This is a genomic window from Micromonospora sp. NPDC048063 (genome assembly GCF_043202855.1).
GTDB lineage: Bacteria > Actinomycetota > Actinomycetes > Mycobacteriales > Micromonosporaceae > Micromonospora.
Genome location: NZ_JBIDBG010000001.1, coordinates 38,245 through 62,578 on the forward strand (window position 1 = coordinate 38,245; position 24,334 = coordinate 62,578).

Below are 24,334 nucleotides of genomic sequence, written 5' to 3' on the forward strand. Positions count from 1 at the left end.
GCAGACTTCGGGGGTGGATCATCGGGCGATGGTGGGGCTGAGCAAGCGGATGTCCCTGGCGTTGCGGCACCAGCCCGCCCGGTTCGGCCTCGTGCCCGACGGGGCCGGCTGGGTGCCGGTCGACGACCTGCTCACCGCGCTGCGGGTCGGCCGCGTCGACCTCGACGCCGTCGTCGCCGGCAACGACAAGCAGCGTTTCGCCGTCGAACGCGGCCCCGACGGCGTCGAGCGGATCCGGGCCAACCAGGGGCACTCCATCCCGGTCGACCTGGGGCTCACGCCGTGTCCGCCGCCGGCGCGGCTCTACCACGGCACCAGCAGCGTCGCCCTCGACTCCATCCGGGCGACCGGTCTGCACCGGGGCGGCCGGCACCACGTCCACCTGTCACCGGACGTGGCGACCGCCCGGCAGGTGGGCGCCCGCCGGCGGGGAGACGTGGTGATCCTGACGGTGGACGCGGCGGGGATGGCCCGCGACGGGCACGCCTTCTACCGCAGCGCCAACGGGGTCTGGCTCACCGACGCGGTGCCCGCCCGCTACCTCGCGGTCTGACCGGCCACGCCCCGAGCCCGACCGAACCGGCGCCGGACGGTACGGGGCCCGGTCAGGCCGCGCGTCGGTGCCGGGCCTGGGTCAGGCAGTGCGGTGCCGACCGGGGCAGGCAACGCGGTGCCGGCCCGGGTCAGGCCGCCCGCTGCGCGAGGAAGTCGGCGAGCACCCGGGTGTGGGTGGAGAAGGCCAACTCCGTCGGCTCGGTGAGCACCAGCCACTCGGTGGCCTCCTCGGTGGGTGCCGAGGGCGGCAGCGCCTCGGCCCGCTGCTCGGGCAGCTCCCCGAAGACCATCATCGTGCCGCCGGCCGGGGCGCTGTGCACCGCGAAGAGGCGGGCGTCGGCGGCGTCGGCGCGCAGGCCGGTCTCCTCCCACAGCTCCCGGACCAGGGCCTCCTGCCACTCCTCGCCGTACTCGATGAAGCCCCCCGGCAGCGCGAGCAGGCCGCGTGCCGGCTCGATGTCCCGGCGGACGACGACCACGCCGAGGCCCGCGTCCGTGCGGACCGGCAGCACCGCCACCGCGACGGGCAGCGGGTTGCGCCAGACGGTCTCGCCGCAGGCCGCGCAGACCCGCGGCCATCCGGCCGCCGCCGGGTAGGCCATGCCGCAGAAGGAGCAGTGGGAGTATGCGGCGGCCGTCATGCCGCAGGACGTTACCCGCCCCGCTCCGGAGCCGCCCGGCAGCGGTCCCGCGGTCACGAACCGCCCGCGCGGAGGGCGTCGCGGGCGTCCATCAGGGCGAAGCCGAGCAGGTTCGCGCCCTGCCACGCCTGCGGATCCTCCGCGCGCGGATCGTCGGCGGCCAGCCCGATGCCCCAGACGCGGTCCACCGGGCTGGCCTCCACGAGCACCCGCTCGCCGGTGGCCAGCAGGAACGCCCGCAGGTCGTCGTGCTGGCCGAACTTGGCGACGCTGCCCGCCACCACGATGTCGTAGCGCCGGGCCGCCCAGGTCGCCTCGTCGAATCCGCGCACGCGGCGGCCGAGCGACTTGGCGCGGTGCGGGTGCCCGGCCGCCAGGACCTGGGCGGCGACGTCCGCGTCGCCGAACAGCATCGCCTTGTGCCACATCATCCAGTGCTCGGCGGTGGCATACGTCCGGCCGCCGTCGCGGAACGGGGCCGGCCACCACTGGCTCAGGCAGCCGGACCCGACGCCGCCGTCGCGGCGCGGCCGGTGGCCCCAGAAGTGCAGGTAGCGGACCCTCTCGCCGGCCTGCGTGGCGGCGACGAGGGCGGCGACGGATCGCGGCGACATGCCGGAGAGTCTGCCCGACGGCTCCGACAGAACGCCGCACGTTCTCCGGGGCGCCCTCAGCGGTCGCCGTCGTCGTCGGGCGCGTCGCCGGGCCGCCCGCGTAGCCGCCGTTCGCGCATGCCCCGGGCGAGCTCGGTCGCGAGGGCCTGCAGGGGCGGCGTCCAGAACCGACGGAAGTGGTCGAGCCACTGGTCGACCTCCCGCAGGGGCCGGGGGTCGACGGCGTAGAGCCGTCGGGTCCCCTCCGCGCGCACGGTGGCGAAGCCGTTGTCCCGCAACACCTTGAGGTGCTGCGAGACGGCGGGCTGGGAGATCCCGAACTCGCGCCGGATCACGTCGCACAGCCCACCGGCGGTCATCTCACCGTCGGTGAGCAGTTCGAGGATGCGGCGCCGCACCGGGTCGCCGAGCACATCGAAGGCGTGCACCCGTCATTTATATCAACTTCAACTTAATTAGGCGAGACCTGATGAACGCGGGTCGGTGTCGGAGACGCGACGCCAGGTCGTACGCCCGGGCTGCCCTGACCGCGACCAACCGCGCCACCCCGCGCCGGCGGTCGTCGCCCCTGGGGCCGCCGGCCCCCGGCGACGATGTCGCACCCGTGGTCCATGATCCTCGTCGTGACGGCGGCGCCGGGTCCATCCGGTGTCGGCGTGGTCACGGCGGCGCCGCGCGGCGGCGGACGGGAGGTTCGGACAGTGGCGGACGCGGAACTGGCCGCGTGGAGACGGCGCAGCACCGTGCGGGTGGTGCCGCCCGCACGGCCCCGCAAGCTGGCCAAGGTGCCCTTCGTGGAGCTGGCCGACGGGCGGTTGCAGGGCGTGGTGTCCTCCGGGTCGGACGTCGAGCGGGTCTACGTGTCCTCGATCGGGGCCGGCACCCACGCCTACCACTGCAGCACCAACAACAACCGCCCCTGTGGCGGGCTGCGCGGTGCCCTGTGCAAGCACCTGCACGCCCTCGTGGACGAGGCCGTCCTCCAGTACGGCGTCGACCGGGTCGCCCGCTACCTGCGGGTCGAGGTCGGCGACGGGGCGAGCAGCGGAGCGGACCTGATCGCCGCCCTGGACGCGCGGCACGAGCCGACGCCCGCCGCGGTCGTGTTCAGCCGCTTCCTGCGCCACCTGTCCTATCTGGAACTCCCCGGCAGCACGGCATCCCTGCCCGAGCTGCACTGGTTCCCGGCCACCGGGGCGGGCCGCTGATGCTCGGCACGCAGCTCGCCGTCCTGCGCGACGGCGCACCGACCGGTCTGACCGACGCCCTCGACCTCGTCGCCGGTCTCGACGGCGCCCTGGTTCGCGGGTTCGCCCGGGTCGACGAGGAGGACGCGGCGGCGCTGGCCGCGCTGGCCGGAGCGCTCGCCCCCACCCCGCTCGGCGACCTGGTGGCCGAGGCGGTCGGCAAGGTGACCGCCGGTTCGGTGACCGAGGACCATCTCGTCGCCCTCGCCGGTGCCCGGTGCGCGCTGCTCGGCGCGGCCCACGACGCGCTGCTCGGGCAGCTCGACACCGCCCTGGGCCGGGCGCGCGCCCCCTGGGCGCCGGGCCCGCCCGGGCCCGCTGCGGACGCGCCGCCGCCGCTCGCCGGCGTCCGCGCGTGGCTGCACGAGCTGGCGCTCGTGGGGTGGGGCGGCGTCGACCACGAGCTCGTCGCCGCGGCCGCGACGCCGATCGAGGCCGCGCTCGCCGAGCCGGGCCTGCGTCGGCTGGCGGTGCTGCTCGACGGCCTGGCCGCCGAGCTGCGGGCCTGCGCGCCGGTCGCCACGATGGCGCATCCGCCGGTCCGGCGCTGGGCCGACCTGTGGGCGCGGGGCCTGCTGCTCGCCCAGGACGCGGCGGCCGTGGCCGCCCCGCCGGCCGTCGAGGAGGTGTCCGGGCGGCTCCTCGTGCTCGGTGTCGACGTGCACGAGCACGACACCGCCGTGCAGGCACAGGTGCACGGCATCCTCGAGCCGGCCGATGGTGGGACGCCCCGCCTGGTCCGCGCCGCCGTCGGGGCGGTCAAGGTGGAGACGATCGTCGGGCCGGCGCTGTGGCGCCTGCTGGACGCCCACCCCGTGCTGTTGGCCGCGCTGGCCGAACGACGGGGCCTGACGGTCAGCGGCCTTCCGCTGCGCGGCGCCGATCTGATCTGGCGTGACGACCGGGCGCGACCCGGCGAGGCAGCCGACCCGTTCGCCACCGCGCGGGTCCTGCTGCCGGCGGCGGTCGCGGCGGCGCCGGCGCCGCTGGACCGGCACCCGGTCGGGATCGCCGAGCCCGTCCTGCTGGAGGGCTACACCGTGCGCGACGACGACGGCGCGCTCACCGTCGAGCTCGACGGCCACCCGCTCGCCGCCGCGGTCGACCGGCTGCCCTCCTGCGGCCCGCTCACGCCCGACCTGGTCGCGGCCTCGTCGGCGTGCCTCGGCCTGGTCCGGTGGGACGACGGCCGGTGGCTGCTCCAGCCGCTGGCGGTGCAGGCCACCGTCAAGCGCAAGCCGGTCGGCGCGCACGCCGGCGACTGGGCATGCGGAGTCACCGACCCGAAGGCCGCCAAGGCCGACGCCAAGGCGGGCGACGCCGTGGCGGTGCTGCGCGAGCGCGCGGGACGGTTGCTGCGCCGATGACCGACTCCCTCGCCCCCGCGGACCACGCCGACGCCAACCGGCGCCAGGTGCTCTACTGGCGCCTGCTCGCCCGGCTCTTCGACCCCGACGAGCAGCCCGCCCTGGAGTCGGCCAGCATGGCGGTCGTCGACGACCTCGGCCTGCCGGCCGCCCTGCTGGACCCGGCGGTGTCGGTGGACACCGTCGTCCAGCGCTTCCCGGCCCTCGCCGCCGAGCTGCGCGGCCTGCTCCAACCGGAGCAGGACGCGGGCGCGGGCGCGCCGCCGGGCGGTGGGCCCACCCCGCCCGACCCCGCCGCCACCACGGACGCCGGGGCCGGCGCCGACACCGGATCGAGCGCCACAACGGGCACCGGATCGAGCGCCACGACGGGCACCGGGTCGGGCGTCGACCTCGGGTCCGGCGCCGATACCGGGTCGGGCGTCGACAGCGGATCGGGTGTCGACCTCGGGTCCGGCGCCGATACCGGGTCGGGCGTCGACAGCGGATCGGGTGTCGACCTCGGGTCCGGCGCCGACGCCGGGTCGGGCGGTGCGGGATCGGGCGGTGACGGGCCGGCGACCGGGCCGGGCGCCGCGGAGGTGCGCCGCGCCGCGCTGGTGTCGAAGCTGCTGCTCAACGTGTTCGCCACCGGCCACGGGGCGGTCGACGCCGGTCAACTGGCCCGGTGGCAGTCCGACGCGGGCTGGTTCGAGCAGGCGCTCGGCCTGGAGCCCGGGGGGCTGCGCCGGCAGGGCGGCACCGACGGCCTCGGCGGGGTGCTCGCCGGCCTGGAGGGCGACCTGGTCCGCCGGATGCACCTGCGGGAGGTGCTGGCCGACCCGGCGCTGGCCAGCCGGCTGACGCCGAGCATGTCGCTGATCGAGCAGCTCCTGCGGGACAAGGCCAACCTCTCCGGCGTGGCTTTGGCCAACGCCAAGGCGCTCATCCGCCGCTTCGTCGACGAGGTCGCGGAGGTGCTGCGTACCCAGGTCGCGCAGACCAGCGTCGGCGTCGTCGACCGGTCCGTGCCGCCGAAGCGGGTGTACCGCAACCTCGACCTCGACCGCACCATCTGGCAGAACCTGACCAACTGGAGCCCGGAGGACGAGCGCCTCTACGTCGACAAGCTCTACTACCGGCAGACGGCCCGCCGGGTCACGCCAGCCCGGCTGATCGTGGTGGTGGACCAGTCGGGCTCTATGGTCGACTCGATGGTCAACTGCACCATCCTCGCCTCGATCTTCGCCGGGCTGCCCAAGGTGGACGTGCACCTGATCGCGTACGACACGCGGGCGCTGGACCTGACGCCGTGGGTGCACGACCCGTTCGAGGTGCTGCTGCGCACCAACCTGGGCGGCGGCAACGACGGCCCGGTCGCGATGGCGCTGGCCCGCCCCAAGATCGTCGAGCCGAGGAACACGGTCATGGTGTGGATCTCGGACTTCTACGAGTTCAACCGCTCCCAGCCGCTGTTCGACGGCATCGAGGCGGTGCACCGCTCCGGGGTGCGGTTCATCCCGGTCGGCTCGGTCAACAGCTCGGGCCAGCAGAGCGTCAACCCCTGGTTCCGGCAACGCTTCAAGGACCTGGGCACGCCGGTGATCTCCGGCCACATCCGCAAACTCGTCTTCGAGCTCAAGAGCTTCCTCACCTAGGAGAACGAACCCCTCATGTCCGAGATGCTGCGTGCCCCCGCCGAGGTCAAGTACGCCGAGGAACTCGACTACCTGGAGTCGGTCGACACCGACCCGAAGCCGTTCTCGTGGCGGCTGAGCCCGCGGATGGTCCGACTGTTCGTCCTCGGCTCGGAGCGGGCCGACGGGCTCGACCGGGAGATCCCGCAGAAGTGGTTCGGCGACCGTACGTTCGTCGAACGGAGCATCGTGACCCTGGCGTCGGACCGGGGCCTGCTGCTGATCGGCGACCCGGGCACCGGCAAGAGCTGGCTCGCCGAGCTGCTGGCCGCCGCGGTCTGCCGCAACTCGACCCTGGTGGTGCAGGGCACCGCCGGCACCACCGAGGACCACATCAAGTACTCGTGGAACGTGTCGATGGTGATCGCCAGGGGGCAGTCCCGGGAGTCGATGATCCCGTCGCCGATCATGACGGCGATGGAGCAGGGCGTGGTCGGCCGGTTCGAGGAGTTGACCCGCTCCACCAGCGACGTGCAGGACGCGCTGATCTCGATCCTGTCGGAGAAGTACGTCTCCATTCCGGAGCTGGACCGCGACAACATCGTCTTCGCCAAGCCCGGCTTCTCGATCATCGCCACCGCGAACAGCCGGGACCGGGGCGTGAACGACCTCTCGTCCGCGCTCAAGCGGCGGTTCAACTTCGTCCGGATCCCCGTGGTGACCAACAAGCGCAGCGAGGCGGAGATCGTCCGCTTCCGCACCGAGGAGCTGCTGCGCCGGCACCAGATCACGCTCGACGTGCCGCCCACCCTGCTGGACATCCTGTTGCAGAGCTTCGCCGACCTGCGTGCCGCGGCCTCCTCGGCGACCAGCGACGACGAGAAGCTGGAGTCGGCGCTGTCCACCGCCGAGCAGATCGGCGTCCTGGAGGACGCCATCCTGCACAGCCAGTTCTTCGGCGACCGCACCCTGCGCGCCGCGACGCTGGCCGGGTCGCTGGTCGGCTCCCTGGCCCGGCGCAGCCCGGAGGACCTGGCGATCCTCAACAAGTACCTGCACGGGGTGGTGGAACCGCGCGCCAAGCAGGACGGCGGCCCCTGGGAGGGCTTCCTCGACGGCGGCCGCCAGGCCATCGCCTCCCTGTCGTGACCGCGCCCACCGAGGCCGGGCCGTTCGGTGAGCTGCGCCAGCAGCTCACCGCCGCCGCCACCGCCTTCGCCGACAGTCCGGGCGCCGTCGCCGACATCCTCGCCGGCATGGTCGACGACGTCGACCGTGCCCTCGGCGAGGAACTGGAGATCTTCCCGGTCTGCCACCACTCGCCGGCGTCCGCGCTGGCCATGGTCCGGCGGCTGCGCGCCAAGCAGCCGAAGGTGATCTACCTGGAGCTCTGCGAGGACCTCCAGCCGCTGCTGGGCGAGCTGCGCAACTGCCGCCTCCCGGTGGCGGTGCAGGCGTTCGCCTCCGAGCTGGAGGGCTTCCCGGCCGACTGGGGGCCGCTCAGCGTGGTCGCGCCGATCACCGAGGCCAGCGCCGAATACCAGGCCATCGCGTACGCGCTGGAGACGCCCGGGGTCGAGCTGGTCCTGGTGGACCGCTCCACCGACCACGTCTTCCAGTGGCTGCCCCGCCCACCCGGCACCGCCGACGATGCCCCGGCGGGCGGGGACGTCGAGCCGACCGCGCCGGCGGAGGAGGAGGCGGCCCTGCACGGGGACGCCGTCGGGGTCGAGATCGGGGACCTGCGGCCCCGCTTCGCGGAACTCGAGGCGTACCTGCTGCACCACGGCAAGGTGCGGCACTGGTCGGAGTGGTGGGACCAGTACGTCGAGCAGCCGCTCGCCGACGCCGACCACGACACCTACCGGCAGGTGATGCTGCTGATCGGCAGCCTGTTCCGGCGGCTGCGCCCGGCCGGGGCGGACCGGCGCGACCGCGACGAGGACCGGGAACGCCACATGTGGACCCGGATCCGGGAGCACCTGGCCAGTTCGGGTGCGGATCCGGCGGAGTGCCTGCACGTCTGCGGGGCGTTCCACGCCGCCAGCCGGGTCGAGCAGTTCGGCCTGCGTTCCGACGTCCCGTTCGAGATCAGCCCACGTACCGGCACCCGGTGGCACTACGGCTTGATCCCCTCCAGCCACTCCGCCATCGAGGCGCAGTTCGGGCTCGCGGCCGGGTCGGTGTCGATCGCCGCGGCGACCTGGACGAAGGCGGTCGCCCGGTCCGGGCTGTCGCCGTTCCAACTGGAGGGGCAGCGCGGCACCCGCACCCGCGCCGGGCGCCGCCGCGCCGCACCGGTCCCGGTGCCCGCCGCCCCGGTCGCCGACCGGCTCTCCGGCTACCTCGGGCGGCCACCGGCGGTGCAGGGCCTCGACGAGGCGGAGCTGCGGGGCTGGTGCGTCGACATCGTCCGGCTGGCCCGGCGCAACGGCTACCTGGCCAGCACCGCCGACGCCATCGCCGTCTTCGAGACCTCGATCCTCCTCGCCGGCCTGCGCAACCGGGCCCGCCCCACGCCGTACGACTTCGCCGACGCGGCGGTCACCTGCATCGAGAAGGACGTCGTCCCGGGGCGCCGGGACGTCCGCCGGCTCTGCGAGATCCTGTTCGGCGGCGACCGGATCGGCCAGGTGGGCTACGAGGCCCTTCCGCCGCTCGCCCGCGACGTCCACGACCGGCTCGCCCCGCTCGGGCTGGACCTGGAGAAGCGCCCGGTCCAGCGGGCGCTGCTGGACCTGCACGCCGACCCCGGGCTGGCGCCCTGCTCCGACCTGCTCTGGCGGCTGCGACACCTGCTGCCCCCCGACGCGGTACGACCCATCATGGGCGAGCGCCGGTTGGGGCACCGCTCGATCCAGGAGAGCTGGGACCTGGCCCTCGGCCGCCACCAGCGGGCGCTGATCGAGCTGGGCTACGAGGGCGTCACCGTCGAGCAGGTGCTGGAGCAGCGGCTGCGGCGCGCCGTCCGGGGCCCGGACGCCACGGCCTCGGTCGCGCTGGAGGCCGTCGAGGACGCCGTACGACTGCTCGACAGCCCGCGCCTGGTCGACGAGCTGGGCAACCGGGCGGTGGAACTGCTCGCCGCCGAACGCACCGTCGACGACGCCCCCGAGGTGCTGCGCCGGATCCGGCGGCTGCTGGCCCACCATCGCGCCACCGGGCCGCTGCCGGCCTGGTGCGAGGCGTTCGTGACCACCGGGTACGCCCACTACTGCACGCTGCTGCCCACGGCGTTCGTCGACGAGGGGAGCGGGGTCCGGCAGGTCGGCGCCATGCTCGGCTTCCTGTTCGGCATGGAGAGCCTGGCGCTTTCCCTGGGCTGCGACCGGTCCCAGCTCGAACTCGCCGTCGCGCAGTCCCACCCGGAGGCGCCGGCCAAGGTCGCGCTGCTCTGGGTCGCCCGGCACCAGCTCGGCCTGCTGTCCCTGGCCGAGCTGCGCCGGCGGTGCGCCGACCTGCTCGGCAACCCGCTGGTGGTGCCCGCCTTCCCGCAGTACCTCAGCGGCTTCGTGCAGGCCCTGGAGTCGGTGCCGGGGCTCGCCCCGTTCGTCGTGGAGGTGATGTCGTCCGCGTTTGCCCGGCTGCCCGATCCGGTCCTGCTGCCCTGGCTGCCCACGCTGATCACCACCCTGCGCGACCACGGCCCGGAACTGGTGCCGCTGCTGGTGCGGGAGGCGGGCCGTACCTTCCCCGCGTCGCTGCCTGCGCTGGACGCCTGGGTGCCGCCGTGGTCGGCGTCGGCGTCCCCGCCGGCGCCGGCGGTCCCCGCCGTCGCGTCCGGCCCGGTGGCCACCCTGCTGTCCGGCCACCCGCAGGCCGTCGACGCCGTCGCCGCCCTGCTCGGCTGCGACGGCGGGTGGCGCGAGGAGGCTGCCGCCACGCCCGCCACCCCGCCGGGGCTGACCGCCCTGCTGGCCACGCATCCGGCGGCCGCCGACGCCGTGGCCGCGTTGCTGACGGGCGAGCCGGGCTGACGGCGGGCCGGCGGGACGTCCGACCCGCACGGCGGGCCGATGGCGCTCGTCGGCCCGCGGGCGCGGACCAGCGTCGGCGAGCTGGTCCGGTCGCCGGATCTCGCGCGCGGGTTGTCGATCCGGGCTCGCCTCGTTCGTGTGGAGGATGAGAGGCCGGCGGTGGCGCCGGCCGTCGACACGAGGAGAAGCCATGAAGCAGTACCTGCTCAGCATCTACCAGCCCGGCGGCGAGGAACTGGTGGCCCCGGAGTTCCTGGCCGGGGTGATGCGCGAGCTGGGCGCGATCCGCGAGGAGCTGGAGGCGTCCGGGTGCTGGGTCTTCGGCCAGGGGCTGCACGCGCCGGACACGGCGACCGTGCTGCGGCCGTCCGACGGCGACGTGCTGGTCACCGACGGGCCGTTCGCCGAGGGCAAGGAGTACCTCGGCGGCTTCACCGTCATCCGGGCGCCCGACCTGGACGCCGCGCTGGCGTGGGGCCGCCGGTACGCGCTGGCCACCACCCTGCCGATCGAGGTGCGCCCCTTCCAGGGCGAGGACTGAGCGTGTCGGACGTGGAGGCGGCGTTCCGCGCGGAGTACGGCCGTGCGGTCGCCGTCCTGGTCCGCCTCCTCGGCGACCTCGACCTCGCCGAGGAGGCGGTGCAGGAGGCATTCACGGTGGCGGTGGCGCGGTGGCCCGAGACGGGGCCGCCGCCCAGCCCGGCCGGCTGGATCATCACGACCGCCCGGAACCGGGCGATCGACCGGCTGCGGCGGGAGGCGTCGCGGGCCGACCGGCACGCCCAGGCCGTCCTGCTGCACACCCGCGACGTGCCGGCCGGGGAGGGACCCGTGCGCGACGACCGGCTCCGCCTGATCTTCACCTGCTGCCACCCGGCGTTGGGCCAGGCGGCCCGGGTCGCGCTGACCCTGCGGCTGCTCGGCGGGATGGGCACCGCCGAGATCGCCCGGGCCTTCCTGGTTCCGGAGGCGACGATGGCCCAGCGGATCGTCCGGGCCAAGGCCAAGATCCGCGACGCCCGCATCCCGTACCGGGTGCCGGGGGACGCCGACCTGCCGGACCGGCTCTCCGCCGTGCTGGCCGTGCTCTACCTGATCTTCACCGAGGGGCACACCGCCAGCTCCGGCGACCGGCTGGTCCGCGACGACCTGTGCGCCGAGGCGATCCGGCTGGGCCGGCTGCTGGTGGAGTTGATGCCGGACGAGCCGGAGGCGCTGGGGCTGCTGGCGCTGATGCTGCTCACCGAGGCGCGCCGCCCCGCCCGCACCACCGCCGACGGCGTGCTGGTCCCGCTGGGCGAGCAGGACCGCCGCCGGTGGGACGCCGGGCTCGTCGCGGAGGGGCAGGCCCTGGTCCGCCGGTGCCTGCGCCGCGACCGGCCCGGTCCGTACCAGATCCAGGCCGCGATCGCCGCCGTGCACAGCGACGCGCCCAGCGCCGCCGGCACCGACTGGGCCCAGATCCTCATGCTGTACGACCAGCTCACCGCGTGTGCCCCCGGGCCGGTGGTGGCGCTGAACCGGGCCGTCGCGCTGGCCGAGGTGGCCGGGCCGGCGGTGGCGCTGGCCGCCGTCGACCGCCTCGACCTGGCCGGCTACCACGCGTTCCACGCCGTCCGGGCCGACCTGTTGCGCCGGCTGGGCCGGGCGGGGGAGGCGGCCGAGGCGTACCGGACGGCTGCGGAGCGGACGGACAACGCGGCCGAACGCGCCTTCCTGGCCGCGCGGGCGGTCGCGGCACGATCCGGCGTATAGCGCCGCCCGACGGCGGTCGCCCCGGCTCGCCAGCGCGCTGCGGGCGGCCGGGGCTGCGCTGCGGGGCCGCCGGGCCGCCGGGCCGTGCTGCGGGCCGCCGGGACAGCGCTGCGGGGCCGCCCGGCCGCCGGGCCGTGCTGCGGGCCGCCGGGACAGCGCTGCGGGGCCGCCGGAGCGTGCAGCGGGCCGCCGGCGGTCCCCGGGCACCGCCGGACGGCCGGGCGGCGGTGCCCGGCGTTTGCTCGCTCCCGGGGCCGGGAACGCGGGTCTCCCGGCAGCGCGGCGCCCCGGCGCGCCGCCCGACGAACGGACGCTCGACGGCCCATGACGTACCGCCCGGCAGTCACCACCGCGGTGCCCGACCTGGCCGCCCTCACCCTCGGGGTCGAGGAGGAGTACCTGCTGCTCGATCCCCGGACGGGGGAGAGTCTTCCGGTCGCCGACCGGGTGCTCGCCGCCCTGTCCGGGACGGCCCGGGACCAGAGCCGCCAGGAGTTCCGGCACAGCATGGTGGAGATGGTCACGCCGGTCACCGCCGACCTGACCGAGCTGCGCGCCCACCTGGTGGCGCTGCGCCGTTCGGCCGCCGACGCGGCCCGTGCCGCCGGGGCCCGGCTCGTCGCGGTCGGTGCCACCCCCGTGCACGAGCCGCACCGGACGGTACCGGACAAACCTCGCTACCACGCCATGTCCCGCCGCTTCGGCCCGGTCGCGCACGATCCGGCGGTCTGCGGTTGCCACGTCCACGTCGGGCTGCCCGACCGCGAACTGGCCGTCCAGGTGTGCAACCACCTGCGCCCGTGGCTGCCGGTGGTGCAGGCGGTCACCGCCAACTCGCCGCTGCACGACGGCCGCGACACCGGGCACGCCAGCTGGCGCTCGATGCAGCTGGAACGCTGGCCCAGCATCGGGCCGACCCCGCACTTCGAGTCGGCCGCCGACTACGACGCGACCGTGGACGACCTGATCCGCGCCGGGATCATGCTCGACGCCGCGATGGTCTACTGGTACGCCCGCCCCTCCACCGCGTACCCCACGGTCGAGATCCGGGTGGGCGACGTCTGCCCGGGCGTGGACGACACGGTGCTCGTCGCCGGCCTGGTCCGGGCGCTCGTCGCGACGCTGGCCGACGACGTCCGCGCCGGTGTTCCCGCCCCCCGGATCCGGGACTGCCTGGTCTCCGCCGCGCACTGGCGGGCCGCCCACGACGGACTGGAGGGCGACCTGATCGACCTGCGCTCCGGCGACGCCCGCCCCGCCTGGGACCTGGTCGACGAACTCGTCGCCACCGTCGCGCCCGCCCTGGCGCGCCACGGCGACCTCGACCACGTACGCGACCAGGTGGCCCGGGTGCGCCGGGACGGCAACGGCGCCACTCGGCAGCGCCGGGTGATGGCCCGCACCGGCAACGACGTACGGGCCGTCCTGGACCACCTGGCCGCCGAGACCCTCGCCTGCTGAAGCCGCCCGACCCCGGGTGCCGCCCCCGCCACGCGGCACCGGCGGCGCAGGGTGTGGGCCGAGGCGGGCCGGGGCCGTGCCGGTCAGCGGATGTCGTGGGACTGGAGCCACAGCTCCAGCAGGCCGAGCTGCCACAGCTTGTTGCTGCCGGCGGCGGCCTGCGCCCGGTCCGGCACCGCGAGCAGCTCGTCGAGGTACTCACGGCGGAACAGGCCGCGCTCCCTGGCGGCGGGGGCGGCGAGGGCCTCGGTGACGAGCTGCCGCACGGGGCCGTCGACGTTGCGCAGCGCCGGCACGGGGAAGTAGCCCTTCGGCCGGTCGACCACCTCGGCCGGCAGCACCTCCCGGGCGATCTCCTTCAGCACGCCCTTGCCGCCGCCGGCCACCTTGTGCTCGGGCGGGCAGGCCGCCGCGAGGGCGACCAGATCCTGGTCGAGGAAGGGCGTGCGCACCTCCAGCCCCCACGCCATGCTCATGCTGTCCACCCGCTTCACCGGGTCGTCGGGGAGCATCAGGTGGGTGTCCAGGCGCAGCACGGCGTCCAGCGCGGTGTCCGCCCCGCTCGCCGCCAGGTCGGCGGCGAGCAGTTCGCGGCTGGCGTCGCGGTCGCAGGCGTACGCGGGGCTGACCACCCGGCACAGTTCGGCGTGGTCCCGGTCGAAGAACGCGTCGGCGAAGGCGTCTGCCGCGCCGTCGCGGGGCACCCGGGCGAGGGGCTGGTGGTAGCCGTAGCCGGCGAAGACCTCGTCGGCGCCCTGCCCGGACTGGGCCACCTTGACGTGCCGCGCGACCTGCTCGGACAGCAGGTGGAAGGCGACCACGTCGTGGCTGCCCATCGGCTCGGTCATCGCGTGGACGGTCCGGCGTACCGCCGGGACCAGGTCGTCGTCGGCGAGCCGGATGCGGTGGTGGTCGGTGTCGAAGGCGCGGGCGACGAGGTCGGAGTAGTGGAACTCGTCGCCGACCTCGCCGCCGCGGCTGTCGAAGCCGATGCTGAACGTCTGGAGGTGGTGCTGCCCGGCCTCGGCCAGCAGCGCCACGATCATGCTGGAGTCCAGGCCGCCGGAGAGCAGCACGCCGACCGGGACGTCGGCGACGAGCCGCCGTCGAACCGCCGTGCGCAGCGCGCCGCCGATCGCGGCCCGCCAGTCCCGCGCGTCCATCCCGCCGTGGGCGGGGTCCCGGGCGTAGTCGGGCCGCCAGTAGACGTGCTCGCGGCTGCGCCCGTCGGCCTCCACGACCCGTACGGTGGCCGGGGGGAGCTTGCGCACGCCGCGTAGCACGGTGCGGGGCGCCGGCACGATCGAGTGCCAGGACAGGTAGTGGTGCAGCGCCACCGGGTCGATCGTGGTGTCCACGTCGCCGGCGCGCAGCAGCGCGGGCAGGGTGGAGGCGAACCGCAGCCGGCCGGGGGACTCGGCCAGGTACAGCGGCTTGATGCCGAGCCGGTCGCGGGCCAGCACCAGCCGCCGCCGCTGCCGGTCCACGAGGACCACGGCGAACATGCCGACCAGGTGGTCGACGAAGCGTTCGCCCCACTGCGCGTACGCCGCCAGGATCACCTCGGTGTCGCTGGTGGAGTGGAAGGTGTGCCCGGCCTCCCGAAGTTCGTCGCGCAGTTGCGGGTAGTTGTAGACGCAGCCGTTGAAGACCAGCCCCAACCCGAGGTCCTCGCGCACCATCGGCTGGCCGCCCGCCTCGGAGAGGTCGATGATGGTGAGGCGGCGGTGCCCGAGGGTCACCCAGCCGTCGTTCCACAGGCCCTCGCCGTCGGGGCCCCGGGACCGCATCGCCTCGGTCATCCGGGTCACCGCGTCGGCGTCGGGCGTCGACCCGTCGAACCTCGCCTCGCCACTGATGCCGCACATCGTCAGCGGTCACCGGCTTTCGGGGGAACCGGACCCACCGTCACCACTCCCGTCGGCGTCGCAGGTGGCGGACCACCCGCTCGCAGGGGCCCGGTCCCGTCGCCAGGACGGGCGGCTGGGCTACCCGACCCCGGGCGGGCCAAACCCCCGGCACGTGGCCCGGGCCGGCCCGCGGGGCGGTGCCGGCCCCGTCGGCGGCCGGTCAGTCGCGCAGCGTACGCAGGATGCGGGCGAGCTGTGCCCGGTCGGCCGGCGTGAGGCCACCGAAGAGGTACTCGGCGGCGGCCCGGCGGGCGGCGTGGATGGCCTTGCCGGCCCGCGTGCCCTCCTCGGTCGGGGCGACCAGGGTGGCGCGCCGGTCCGCGGGGTCGGGTCGGCGTCGCACGAGGCCGCGCGCCTCCAGGTTGTCGACGACCTCGGTGGCCGAGCGCGGGGCGATGCGGAGGTGCTCGGCGAGCGCGCCGGGCCGCAGCGCGCCGTGCCGGATGAGCACGCCGAGCGCCCGGGACTGGCCGGGCGTGACGTCCCAGGGCGCGAGCGCCTCCCGGGTGCGGTGCCGAAGCCGCCGGGTCACCGCCCAGAACGCCTCGGCGAGGCCGTCCCCGGCATCGTCGGTGTCTCCGGTCACGGGAATACGGTAGCAGGAGGAGCTGTTGTTCCCTCATGTTGAGGTAACCTCAGCATCCCCGACGTGAGGAAGTACCCCTTGGAACCCCACCCCTCCGGCCGCGACCGCGGCCCCCGCAAGGTCAGCGCCGCCGAGAAGGCACAGGCCCGCCAGGTGTCGCTGCGGCGCATCGGCCGGCTGTTCGCCCGGCACCGGGGCGCGCTCGCCACGGTCACCGCGATCATCGTGGTGTCCTCGGTGCTCGCCATGGCCTCCCCCTTCCTGCTCCGCGCCGTGATCGACCGGGCCCTGCCGGAGCGCGACCTGGCGCTGCTCGGCTGGCTGGTGGCCGGCATGGTCGCGGTCGCCGCGGTGACCTCGGTGCTCGGCGTCCTCCAGACCTGGATCTCCACCCGGGTCGGGCAGCAGGTCATGCACCGGCTGCGCACCGACGTCTTCACCCACCTGCAACGGCAGTCGCTGGCGTTCTTCACCCGCACCCGCACCGGCGAGGTGCAGTCGCGGATCACCAACGACATCGGCGGCATGCAGAGCGTGGTCACCTCCACCGCCACCTCGATCGCGTCCAACCTGACCACCGTGGTGGCCACCGCGGCGGCGATGGTCGCGCTCTCCTGGCGGCTCTCGCTGGTCTCCCTCGTCGTGCTGCCGCCGGCCGTCTGGCTGACCCGCCGGGTCGCCCACCTGCGCCGCGAGATCACCGCGCGACGCCAGCGCGAACTCGCCGACCTCAACGTCACCGTCGAGGAGGGGCTGTCGGTCAGCGGCGTACACCTGGCGAAGACCCTCGGCACCGGCCCGGCGCTGGCCGCGCGCTTCACCGCCTCGTCGGCCCGCCTGGTCGACCTTGAGCTGCGCTCCGAACTCGCCGGCCGCTGGCGGATGGCCTCGATGAGCGTCGTCTTCGCCGCCATCCCGGCGGTCATCTACCTCAGCGCCGGCCTGCCCGGCGCCGCCGGCACGCTCAGCATCGGCACCCTGGTCGCCTTCACCGCGTTGCAGGGCGGGCTGTTCCGGCCGCTGATGGGCCTGCTCAACGTGGGCGTCTCGGTGACCGCCTCGCTGGCGCTGTTCGCCCGGATCTTCGAGTACCTGGACCTGCCGGTCGAGGTCGACGACCCCGCCGAGCCGGTCGACGTCGACCCGCGCCGGGTCCGGGGCGACCTGCGGTTCACCGACGTCACCTTCAGCTACCCGGGCAGCGACACCGCCGCGGTCGCCGGGATCACCCTCGACGTGCCGGCCGGCACCGGCCTCGCCCTGGTCGGCGAGACCGGCTCCGGCAAGAGCACCCTGGCCGCGCTGGTCAGCCGGCTGCACGACCCGACGAGCGGCCGGATCAGCGTCGACGGCGTCGACCTGCGCGACCTGCGCCTGGCGGACCTGGCGGCGATCGTCGGCGTGGTCAGCCAGGAGACCTACCTGCTGCACACCACCGTGCGGGAGAACCTGCGCTACGCCCGCCCGGACGCCACCGACGCCGAGATCGAGGGCGCCGCCCGCGCCGCCCGGATCCACGACCTGATCGCCGGCCTGCCCGACGGGTACGACACGGTCGTCGGCTCGCGGGGGCACCGCTTTTCCGGCGGCGAGAAGCAGCGCCTCGCCATCGCCCGCACGCTGCTGCGCGACCCGCGCATCCTGATCCTCGACGAGGCCACCAGCGCGCTGGACACCGAGACCGAACGCGCGGTGCAGCGGGCGTTCGACGAGGTGGCCCGGGGCCGCACCACCATCACCATCGCCCACCGGCTCTCCACCGTGCGGGACGCGGACCGGATCGCCGTGCTCGACCACGGCCGTATCGTCGAGTCCGGCACCCACGACGACCTGCTGGAGCGCGCCGGCCGCTACGCGACGCTGGCCGCCTGACGGCCGGGGCCGCCGTCGGCGGTGTGCGTCGACACCCGACCCCGGGCCGCCCGCGCGGCCGGTGGACGATCACAATCAGGCGGTGCAGCGTCGGGGGTGGACATGGGCCCTGCTCGTCCTCGTGGCCGTCGTCGCGGCGGCCGGGACCGCCTGGGTCTGGTTGCGGTACGACTTCGAGAAGGTCAACTGGGCCTGGGGCGTGATCGCCGGTGTCATCGCCGTCTACGTCGTGCTGGACCAGGTCCTCACCAACCGGCAGGCCGGCTCGGCAGCGGCGGCGGTCCACCGCCGGGCGGCCGCGGACGAACTCTTCGAACTGGTCCGGCGCGAGCCGGGTGACGAGGCGCTGCTGCGGGCGGTCGACGAGCCGTACCCGCTCCCGGTGACCTGGCGTACCGCCGCCGAGCGGCTCCTGCCGTCCTGGCGGGCCATCGGCCGGTCCAGCGAGGCCGGTCCGATGGACCTGTCCGGCCGCCACGGGACACTGTGGAGCCGCTACCGGAGCATCCCGTCCGGGCGGTTGCTGGTGCTGGGACCGGCCGGATCCGGTAAGTCGGTCATCGCCCTGCGGATGGCGCGTGAGCTGCCGCCGCACCGGGACCCCGAGGCGCCCGTGCCGGTGCTGCTGCCCGTCGCGTCGTGGGACCCGACCGTGGAGACGTTCCGTGACTGGCTGGTGGACCGCCTCGCCCGGCGGTACACGCAGCTCGCACCCCGCCATCCCCGTCGCGTGGCGGTGCTGCGGGACCTGGTCGAGACGGACCTCGTCGTGCCCGTGCTCGACGGCCTGGACGAGGTGCCCGAGGAGCGGGTGACCGCCTGCCTCGAGAAACTCAACGAGTTGCCCACGCAGCGCTTCGTCCTGACCTGCCGGACGTCGGTGTACGAGAGGTACCTCGACCAGGGCGAGAAGGTGCGCGGCGCCGCGGTGGTGGTGATCGAGCCGCTGGTGCCGGACGAGGTGGCGGAGTACCTGGTCGACGCCGCGCCCCTGCACCAGGCCGGCAACTGGTCGACCGTCGCGGCGCGCATCGACGGCGACGCGGAGCTGAGCGGGGCGCTGGCCACGCCGTTGATGGTGGCGATGGCCCGCAGTGCGTTCGACCAGCCCGGCACCGACCCCCGCGACCTCGTGCCGCTGGCGGCCAGCCGGGGGCGGGGCGCCGTGGAGGACGAGCTGCTGTCCCGGGCGGTCGACGCCGCGCTGCGGTCGCGCCGGGGCGCCCAGGGGCTGCGCCGGTGGGAACCGGAGCGGGCCCGGCGCTACCTGACCTTCGTGGCCGCGCACCTGGAATCGCTCGGCGTCCGCGAGTTCCGCTGGTGGCAGCTGCCGGCCGCGCTGCCCCGGTTGTTCTGGGCCGTCGTCGGCGGCCTGCGTACCGGGCTGGCGGTGTGGCTGGCCCTCGCCCTCGCCGGGGAGGCACTCCGGTCGGTGGCCGGGATGGTCGCCGACCCGGGCACCCGCGAGCTGCTCACCGCCCTCGCCGACCATCCCGCCGACCTGGGGGTGGCGGCCGCCGCGGTGGCCGTGCCGGCCGCCGCGCTGGGCGGTGGCGCCCGCGATCCGGGCAGCCGGCCCACCCGGGTGGTGTTCGTCGGCGGCCGGGGCGCGCTCCGCGAGGGGGTGCTCGACGGGCTGCTCCGGGGAGTGTTCTGGGGGTTCCTGACCTGGTTCGTGCTGTGGCTTTTCACCCCGCCGCCCGAGCTGGCCGCCGCGACGGGCCGGCTGCCCGGGCTGACCGGATGGCCGGTCGAGCTGCGCGCCGCGGTCGTGCTGGGCGCCGCCTGGTTCGCCCTCGTCGCGGTCCGGTCCGCGCTGCGGATAGACGTCGCCGCCCCGGCCGCGGAACTCGGGGCCACCGGCGTGGTCGAGACCGTCCGGGCCGACCGCGCGGCGACGATCGCGTCGGTGGTGCCGAGCGTCGCCGCCGGGTTCGTCGGTGTGCTGGCCGGCTCCGCGCTGCTGTGGGTGACCGGCCTGCTGCCCCGGCTGCCCTCGCCGCAGGCCCTCGGCTACGCCGGGCTCGGCGCGGGGCTGGGCTGGTGGGTGCACACGCGCGGGGACGGCGCGTGGGTCCGGTTCTGCCTGGCCCGGATGGTGCTGGCGGCAGGCGGTCGCCTGCCGCACCGGCTGCTGGCGTTCCTCGGCCACGCCGAGACGGTCGGCCTGTTGCGGCACGGCGCCGGGGCGTACCGGTTCCGGCACGGCCGCCTGCAGAGCCGGCTGGCGGCGGGCTCGCTGGCGGGGCGGCGGGGCGGCCGGCCGCGCGAGGAGTTCGGTGTCGAGCTGGCCCGGGCGGGGTTCTGGCCGGAGGCGCTCGGCGTGTTCGCCGCCGTCACGCGGGCCCGCGCGGCGAACGTCGGGCCGGCCGACGACCTCACCCTGGCCGCGCTGCGCAAGGCGCTGCTGGTGGGCGCCGCCGCCGGGGAGTGGAGCCGGCTGGGGGAGCTGTTGGCGCCCATGCCGGCACCGCTCGCGCGCACGGGTGCGACGCCGGCGGCGGCGCAGCGTCGACGGGTGTCCGAGCTGGTTGCCGCCGCCGCGCCGCTGGCCGAGCTGCGGGCCGCCGGCCACGAGCTGCTGCGTGGGGAGGAGCAGGCGGGCGAGCCCCTGTCCGCCACCCGGGAGTTCCTGGCGGCCGTCCGCTACGCGGAGGGCGACGTCGACGCGGCTCGGGAGCACCTGGAGCGGCTGGTCGCGGTGGAGAGCGACGACGACGGCGCGGGCCGGTCGACGCCCCTCGGCGCGGGAATGCTGGCCCGGATCATGCTCGACGGGGACGGGGACCCCGGCGCGGCCCTCGCCCTCTGCCACGAGCAGTTGCTCCTGGCCGACTGCCCCGACGACTCCGACGACCGCACCGATCCGCTGCTGCTCGTGCAGGCGTGGTGCTGGTCGGTGGCGGTGCTGCGGCGCGTCGTCGACGAGCGGGCGGAGGTGCGCGACCGGCTCCGGGCCGTGCTCGCCGAGCGGCGGGCCCGCGGGCGGCGGATGGAGCTGGGCCGACGGGAGCTGGCCGAGATCGGCTTGCAGGCGTGCCACGCGGTGGTCGGCCACCCGACGCTGGGGGCACCTGCGGCGGCCGCGGCCCGCAGGCTGGTCGACGTGTTGTCCGCCCCCGACATCGCGGCGCGGACCCTGCGCCGCGGCGCCCCGATGTGGCACGACGGCTGACCGGTCGGCAGACTCCTGCCGCGTCTCAGAACCGTCTCGTAATGTGTCTCATTATTCGACGACCGGGTCCAGGTGGCGGTAGACGGTGGCCCGCGAGACCCCCAGCGCGGCGGCGATCTCGTCCGCCGAGTGGCTGCCGGCGGCGTGCATCCGCCGCGCCGCCTCGACCTGCTCCGGGCTCATCGCCCGCGGCCGGCCGGGCCGGCGTCGGCCGCTCGCCGCGCCGCCGCCGTCCCCGGCCGCGCCCGGTTGGTCCCCGGGCGGCGCGCCGTCCAGCAGGCGGTGCACGCCGTCGAGCATGTCCGCCCGCAGCACCTCGTCGGGCACGTCGGCGAAGAAGACGACCGGGTCGCTGCACATGGCGACCGCCTGCACCGCCCGGACCCGCTCCCGCCGCCCGGCGTCGGGCCCGGCGATGAGGTCGTTGGCCCGCATCGCGATCCGCATCAGCCGGTTGAACGTGTCGCCGCGCGTGATCAGGGCGATGTCGTGGAAGAGCATGCCGAGCGGGCGGCGGTGGGTCAGCATGGTGTCCACCCAGCCCTCCAGTACCGCCCGACGCGCCCGCTCGGGCGGCCCCGCCTCGGCCGCGTCCAGCAGTGCCTCCAGGTCGGCGACCAGCGGCTCGACCAGGGCCGTGAGCAGGTGCTCCTTGGTGGGAAAGTGGTAGAGGATCGCGGCCTTGGTCAGCCGCAGCCGCTCGCCGATCTGGCGCAGCGGGGTGCGCTGGTAGCCGTGCTCGGCGAACAGGTCGAGCGCCGCGCGCAGGATCCGGGTGCGCGTGTCGTCGGGTGCCTCGACGGTCATGCCGGCAAGCGTAGCCGCGTCTGACCGGTGGGTGACACCACCGTTGATTCGGCTGACCATCGGTCAGTACAGTGGGGACGGTCGGCACCGCCAGCGGCAGGAGGGGTCATGCCCGTCATCTCCATCGACAACCTCGTCAAGACGTTCGGCAGCGTCCGGGCGCTCGACGAACTGGACCTGCGGGTCGAGGCGGGGGAGGTGCACGGCTTCCTCGGCCCCAACGGCTCCGGCAAGTCCACCACCATCCGGATCCTGCTCGGCCTGCTGCGCCGCGACGCGGGCGACGTGCGGGTGTTCGACGCCGACCCGTGGCGGGAGGCGGTCGCCCTGCACCGCCGGCTGGCGTACGTGCCGGGCGACGTGAACCTGTGGCCGAACCTCTCCGGGGGCGAGGCGATCGACCTGTTCGGCAAGCTGCGCGGCGGGCTCGACCGGCGCCGCCGCGACGCCCTGCTGGAGCGCTTCGACCTCGACCCGACGCGCAAGTGCCGCACCTACTCCAAGGGCAACCGGCAGAAGGTCGCGATCGTCGCGGCCTTCGCGTCCGACGTCGAGCTCTACGTGCTCGACGAGCCGACGTCCGGGCTGGACCCGCTGATGGAGGCCGTGTTCCAGGACGAGGTTCGCCAGCTCAAGCGCGACGGCGCCACCGTGCTGCTCTCCAGCCACGTGCTGGCCGAGGTCGAGGCGCTCTGCGACCGGGTCAGCATCATCCGCGAGGGTCGGTCCGTCGAGTCCGGCACCCTCGCCGAGCTGCGCCACCTGACGCGTACGGCGGTCACGGTCGAGACCGCGCGGCCGGCGACCGGCCTGGCGGCCCTGCCGGGCGTCCACGAGGTGCGCGAGGTCGACGGGCGCATCCACCTGGAGATCGAGCCCGCCCACCTCGACGAGCTGCTCGGGCACCTCGTCCGCTTCGGCGTCCGGGCCCTGACCAGCGCCCCGCCCACCCTGGAGGAACTGTTCCTGCGCCACTACGGCGACGAGCGCGCGGCCATCGCCGCCAACGGTCACCGGGCCGGCACCGAGCGGCAGGCGGGCACCCGATGAGCGCGTTCACCGGCACCGGGCGGCTCGCCCGGCTCGTGCTGCGCCGCGACCGGGTCCGGCTCGCCGTCTGGGTGCTCGGCACGCCCCTGCTCGGCTACGCCCTCGCCGGGAGCGTCAAGGAGTTCTACCCGGACGAGGCGTCCCGGGTCGGGTACGCCACCACGTCGGCGTCCAGCCTGGTCGCCCGCGCGTTCAACGGCCCCATCGCCGGCACGGAACTCGGCGCGGTGGTGGTCGCCGAGACGTACGTGACGCTGGCCCTGCTCGCCGCGCTGCTGAGCACGTTCGCGGTGGTCCGGCACACCCGACAGAACGAGGAGACCGGCCGGGCGGAGCTGCTGGGCGCCTCCGTCGTCGGCCGGTACGCGCTGCTCACCGCCGCCCTGCTGGTCGTCGTCGCAGCGAACGTGCTGGCCGCGGCCCTGCTCGCCGTCGCCCTGGCCGGCGCCGGCCTGCCGCCTGCCGGGTCCGTCGCGGCGGCGGCCGCCGTCGGCGGCGTCGGGGTGGCCTTCACCGGTATCGCCGCGGTCACCGCCCAGGTGTCGGTCACCTCGCGGGGCGCGAACGCACTCGCCGCCGCGACCGTCGGGGTCGCCTTCCTGCTCCGGGCCGCCGGCGACGTGCTCGGCGAGCAGACCGACGGCGGCCTGCGCGTGGTCAGCGCCTGGCCGTCCTGGCTCTCCCCGCTCGGCTGGGGCAACCAGGTCCGCGCGTACGTCGGCGAACGGTGGTGGGTGCTCGCGCTGCCCGTCGCGCTGCTGGTCGCCGGCGTGGCGCTCGCCTACGCCCTCGCCGACCGGCGGGACGTCGGCGCGGGGCTCGTCGCGCCCCGACGGGGGCCGGCGACGGCCGCGCCCCGGCTGCTCAGCCCCGCCGGGCTGGCCTGGCGGTTGCAGCGCGGCGCGCTGCTCGGCTGGGCGATCGGGGTGGCGGTGCTCGGACTCTCGATGGGCATCGCCGGGGACGAGTTCAACGCCATGATCGAGGAGAACCCGGCCGCCGCCGAGGCGATCAGCGCGATGGGCGGCGGCGCGAAACTGATCGACGCGTACCTGGCGGCGATGCTGGGGCTGTTCGCGCTGACGATCGGGGCGTACGTCGTGCAGGCGCTGCTGCGCACACGCGGCGACGAGACCGACGGCCGGCTGGAGGCGATCCTGGCCACCGCCGTCAGCCGTACCCGCTGGCTGACCACCCAGGTGGTCGCCGCCACGCTCGGCGCGCTCGCCCTGGTGCTGCTGGGCGGCCTCACCACCGGGCTCGGCTACGGCCTGGTCACCGGCGACCCGCTCGGGCAGACCGCCGAGCTGGGCGGGGCGGCGCTGGTGCGGCTGCCGGCCCTGCTGGTGGTGGCCGGGGTGGTGACGGCGCTGTTCGGGCTGCTGCCCCGCTGGTCGGTGGCGCTGTCCTGGGCGGCGCTGATCGGGTTCCTGCTGCTCGGGCAGCTCGGCGCGGTGCTCGACCTGCCGCAGGCGGCGCTGAACCTGTCCCCGTACACGCACGTGCCGTCGGTGCCGGCGGTCGACCTGGCGGCGCTGCCGCTGGTCGTGCTGACAGGGGTGGCGGTGGTGCTGCTCGCGGCCGGCCTGGCCGGCTTCCGCCGCCGCGACGTCCCGAGCTGACCGTGTGAAAGGAAGGGACCCCTGTTAACGCATCCGGTAGTACAAGGGTCCCTTCCTAACATCTCGGGCGGGCCGCCGT

19 protein-coding genes are annotated in these 24,334 nt (G+C 75.4%); 13 read left to right on the plus strand and 6 right to left on the minus strand.

Annotated elements, in window-relative coordinates:
- Positions 1-13 precede the first annotated feature (13 nt).
- Positions 14-553: an RNA 2'-phosphotransferase gene (locus ACGFZ2_RS00220; RefSeq protein ID WP_393266502.1), complete on the plus strand. Its 540-nt coding sequence runs from the start codon at positions 14-16 to the stop codon at positions 551-553.
- A 130-nt stretch (positions 554-683) separates the two neighbouring features.
- Here ACGFZ2_RS00220 and ACGFZ2_RS00225 read toward each other — a convergent pair whose 3' ends face one another.
- The 3 genes from ACGFZ2_RS00225 to ACGFZ2_RS00235 are packed head-to-tail and all read right to left on the minus strand — an operon-like array spanning position 684 to position 2,238.
- Positions 684-1,196 carry an NUDIX domain-containing protein gene (locus ACGFZ2_RS00225; protein ID WP_393266500.1) on the minus strand — a complete coding sequence of 171 codons (513 nt, stop codon included), beginning with the start codon at positions 1,194-1,196 and terminating at the stop codon, positions 684-686.
- A gap of 53 nt (positions 1,197-1,249) precedes the next feature.
- Entirely contained in the window at positions 1,250-1,810 is a 561-nt protein-coding gene (locus ACGFZ2_RS00230; RefSeq protein ID WP_393448522.1) for an NADAR family protein, read from the minus strand.
- A 56-nt stretch (positions 1,811-1,866) separates the two neighbouring features.
- Positions 1,867-2,238, minus strand: coding sequence for a metalloregulator ArsR/SmtB family transcription factor (locus ACGFZ2_RS00235; RefSeq protein ID WP_357461723.1), 372 nt, complete (start codon positions 2,236-2,238; stop codon positions 1,867-1,869).
- 273 nt (positions 2,239-2,511) lie between these two features.
- Between ACGFZ2_RS00235 and ACGFZ2_RS00240 the strand changes: the two genes are divergently transcribed.
- The 8 genes from ACGFZ2_RS00240 (at position 2,512) to ACGFZ2_RS00275 (ending at position 13,233) form a co-directional block, all read left to right on the plus strand.
- Positions 2,512-3,018: a hypothetical protein gene (locus ACGFZ2_RS00240; protein ID WP_393448525.1), complete on the plus strand. Its 507-nt coding sequence runs from the start codon at positions 2,512-2,514 to the stop codon at positions 3,016-3,018.
- On the plus strand, positions 3,018-4,424 hold the full coding sequence (locus tag ACGFZ2_RS00245) for a hypothetical protein (protein ID WP_393448528.1): 1,407 nt from the start codon (positions 3,018-3,020) through the stop codon (positions 4,422-4,424). The genes ACGFZ2_RS00240 and ACGFZ2_RS00245 overlap by 1 nt, the downstream gene beginning before the upstream one ends.
- Positions 4,421-6,061: a VWA domain-containing protein gene (locus ACGFZ2_RS00250; protein WP_393448531.1), complete on the plus strand. Its 1,641-nt coding sequence runs from the start codon at positions 4,421-4,423 to the stop codon at positions 6,059-6,061. Before ACGFZ2_RS00245 ends, ACGFZ2_RS00250 begins: the two co-directional genes overlap by 4 nt.
- Positions 6,062-6,076: 15 nt before the next feature.
- Positions 6,077-7,189 (plus strand): AAA family ATPase, encoded by a 1,113-nt coding sequence (locus ACGFZ2_RS00255; protein ID WP_393266487.1) that lies wholly within the window; start codon positions 6,077-6,079, stop codon positions 7,187-7,189.
- On the plus strand, positions 7,186-10,017 hold the full coding sequence (locus tag ACGFZ2_RS00260) for a hypothetical protein (RefSeq protein WP_393266485.1): 2,832 nt from the start codon (positions 7,186-7,188) through the stop codon (positions 10,015-10,017). Before ACGFZ2_RS00255 ends, ACGFZ2_RS00260 begins: the two co-directional genes overlap by 4 nt.
- A gap of 190 nt (positions 10,018-10,207) precedes the next feature.
- On the plus strand, positions 10,208-10,558 hold the full coding sequence (locus ACGFZ2_RS00265) for a YciI family protein (RefSeq protein WP_393266484.1): 351 nt from the start codon (positions 10,208-10,210) through the stop codon (positions 10,556-10,558).
- A 2-nt stretch (positions 10,559-10,560) separates the two neighbouring features.
- Positions 10,561-11,772, plus strand: coding sequence for an RNA polymerase sigma factor (locus ACGFZ2_RS00270; protein ID WP_393266481.1), 1,212 nt, complete (start codon positions 10,561-10,563; stop codon positions 11,770-11,772).
- 324 nt (positions 11,773-12,096) lie between these two features.
- Positions 12,097-13,233 (plus strand): glutamate--cysteine ligase, encoded by a 1,137-nt coding sequence (locus ACGFZ2_RS00275; protein WP_393266479.1) that lies wholly within the window; start codon positions 12,097-12,099, stop codon positions 13,231-13,233.
- Between the two features lie 83 nt (positions 13,234-13,316).
- Here the strand turns inward: ACGFZ2_RS00275 and ACGFZ2_RS00280 are convergent, their stop codons facing one another.
- The gene (locus tag ACGFZ2_RS00280; protein WP_393266476.1) at positions 13,317-15,101 is read right to left on the minus strand and encodes an N-acetylglutaminylglutamine amidotransferase; all 1,785 of its coding nucleotides are present in this window, start codon (positions 15,099-15,101) and stop codon (positions 13,317-13,319) included.
- Positions 15,102-15,303: 202 nt separating this feature from the next.
- A complete protein-coding gene (locus ACGFZ2_RS00285; RefSeq protein ID WP_393448534.1) occupies positions 15,304-15,729 on the minus strand; it encodes a MarR family winged helix-turn-helix transcriptional regulator in 426 nt (141 codons plus the stop codon).
- A gap of 78 nt (positions 15,730-15,807) precedes the next feature.
- Between ACGFZ2_RS00285 and ACGFZ2_RS00290 the strand changes: the two genes are divergently transcribed.
- Both ACGFZ2_RS00290 and ACGFZ2_RS00295 read left to right on the plus strand, forming a co-directional pair.
- Entirely contained in the window at positions 15,808-17,601 is a 1,794-nt protein-coding gene (locus ACGFZ2_RS00290) for an ABC transporter ATP-binding protein (protein WP_393450173.1), read from the plus strand.
- 82 nt (positions 17,602-17,683) lie between these two features.
- On the plus strand, positions 17,684-20,776 hold the full coding sequence (locus ACGFZ2_RS00295; protein WP_393448537.1) for an NACHT domain-containing protein: 3,093 nt from the start codon (positions 17,684-17,686) through the stop codon (positions 20,774-20,776).
- Positions 20,777-20,827: 51 nt separating this feature from the next.
- On the opposite strand, the gene ACGFZ2_RS00300 is transcribed toward ACGFZ2_RS00295, so the two are convergent.
- Positions 20,828-21,583: a TetR family transcriptional regulator gene (locus ACGFZ2_RS00300; RefSeq protein ID WP_393448540.1), complete on the minus strand. Its 756-nt coding sequence runs from the start codon at positions 21,581-21,583 to the stop codon at positions 20,828-20,830.
- A gap of 108 nt (positions 21,584-21,691) precedes the next feature.
- On the opposite strand from ACGFZ2_RS00300, the gene ACGFZ2_RS00305 reads away from it, so the two are divergent.
- Positions 21,692-22,633, plus strand: a complete 942-nt coding sequence (locus ACGFZ2_RS00305; protein ID WP_393448543.1) for an ATP-binding cassette domain-containing protein — start codon at positions 21,692-21,694, stop codon at positions 22,631-22,633.
- Positions 22,630-24,255, plus strand: coding sequence for an ABC transporter permease (locus ACGFZ2_RS00310; protein WP_393266463.1), 1,626 nt, complete (start codon positions 22,630-22,632; stop codon positions 24,253-24,255). The genes ACGFZ2_RS00305 and ACGFZ2_RS00310 overlap by 4 nt, the downstream gene beginning before the upstream one ends.
- Positions 24,256-24,334: the final 79 nt, after the last annotated feature.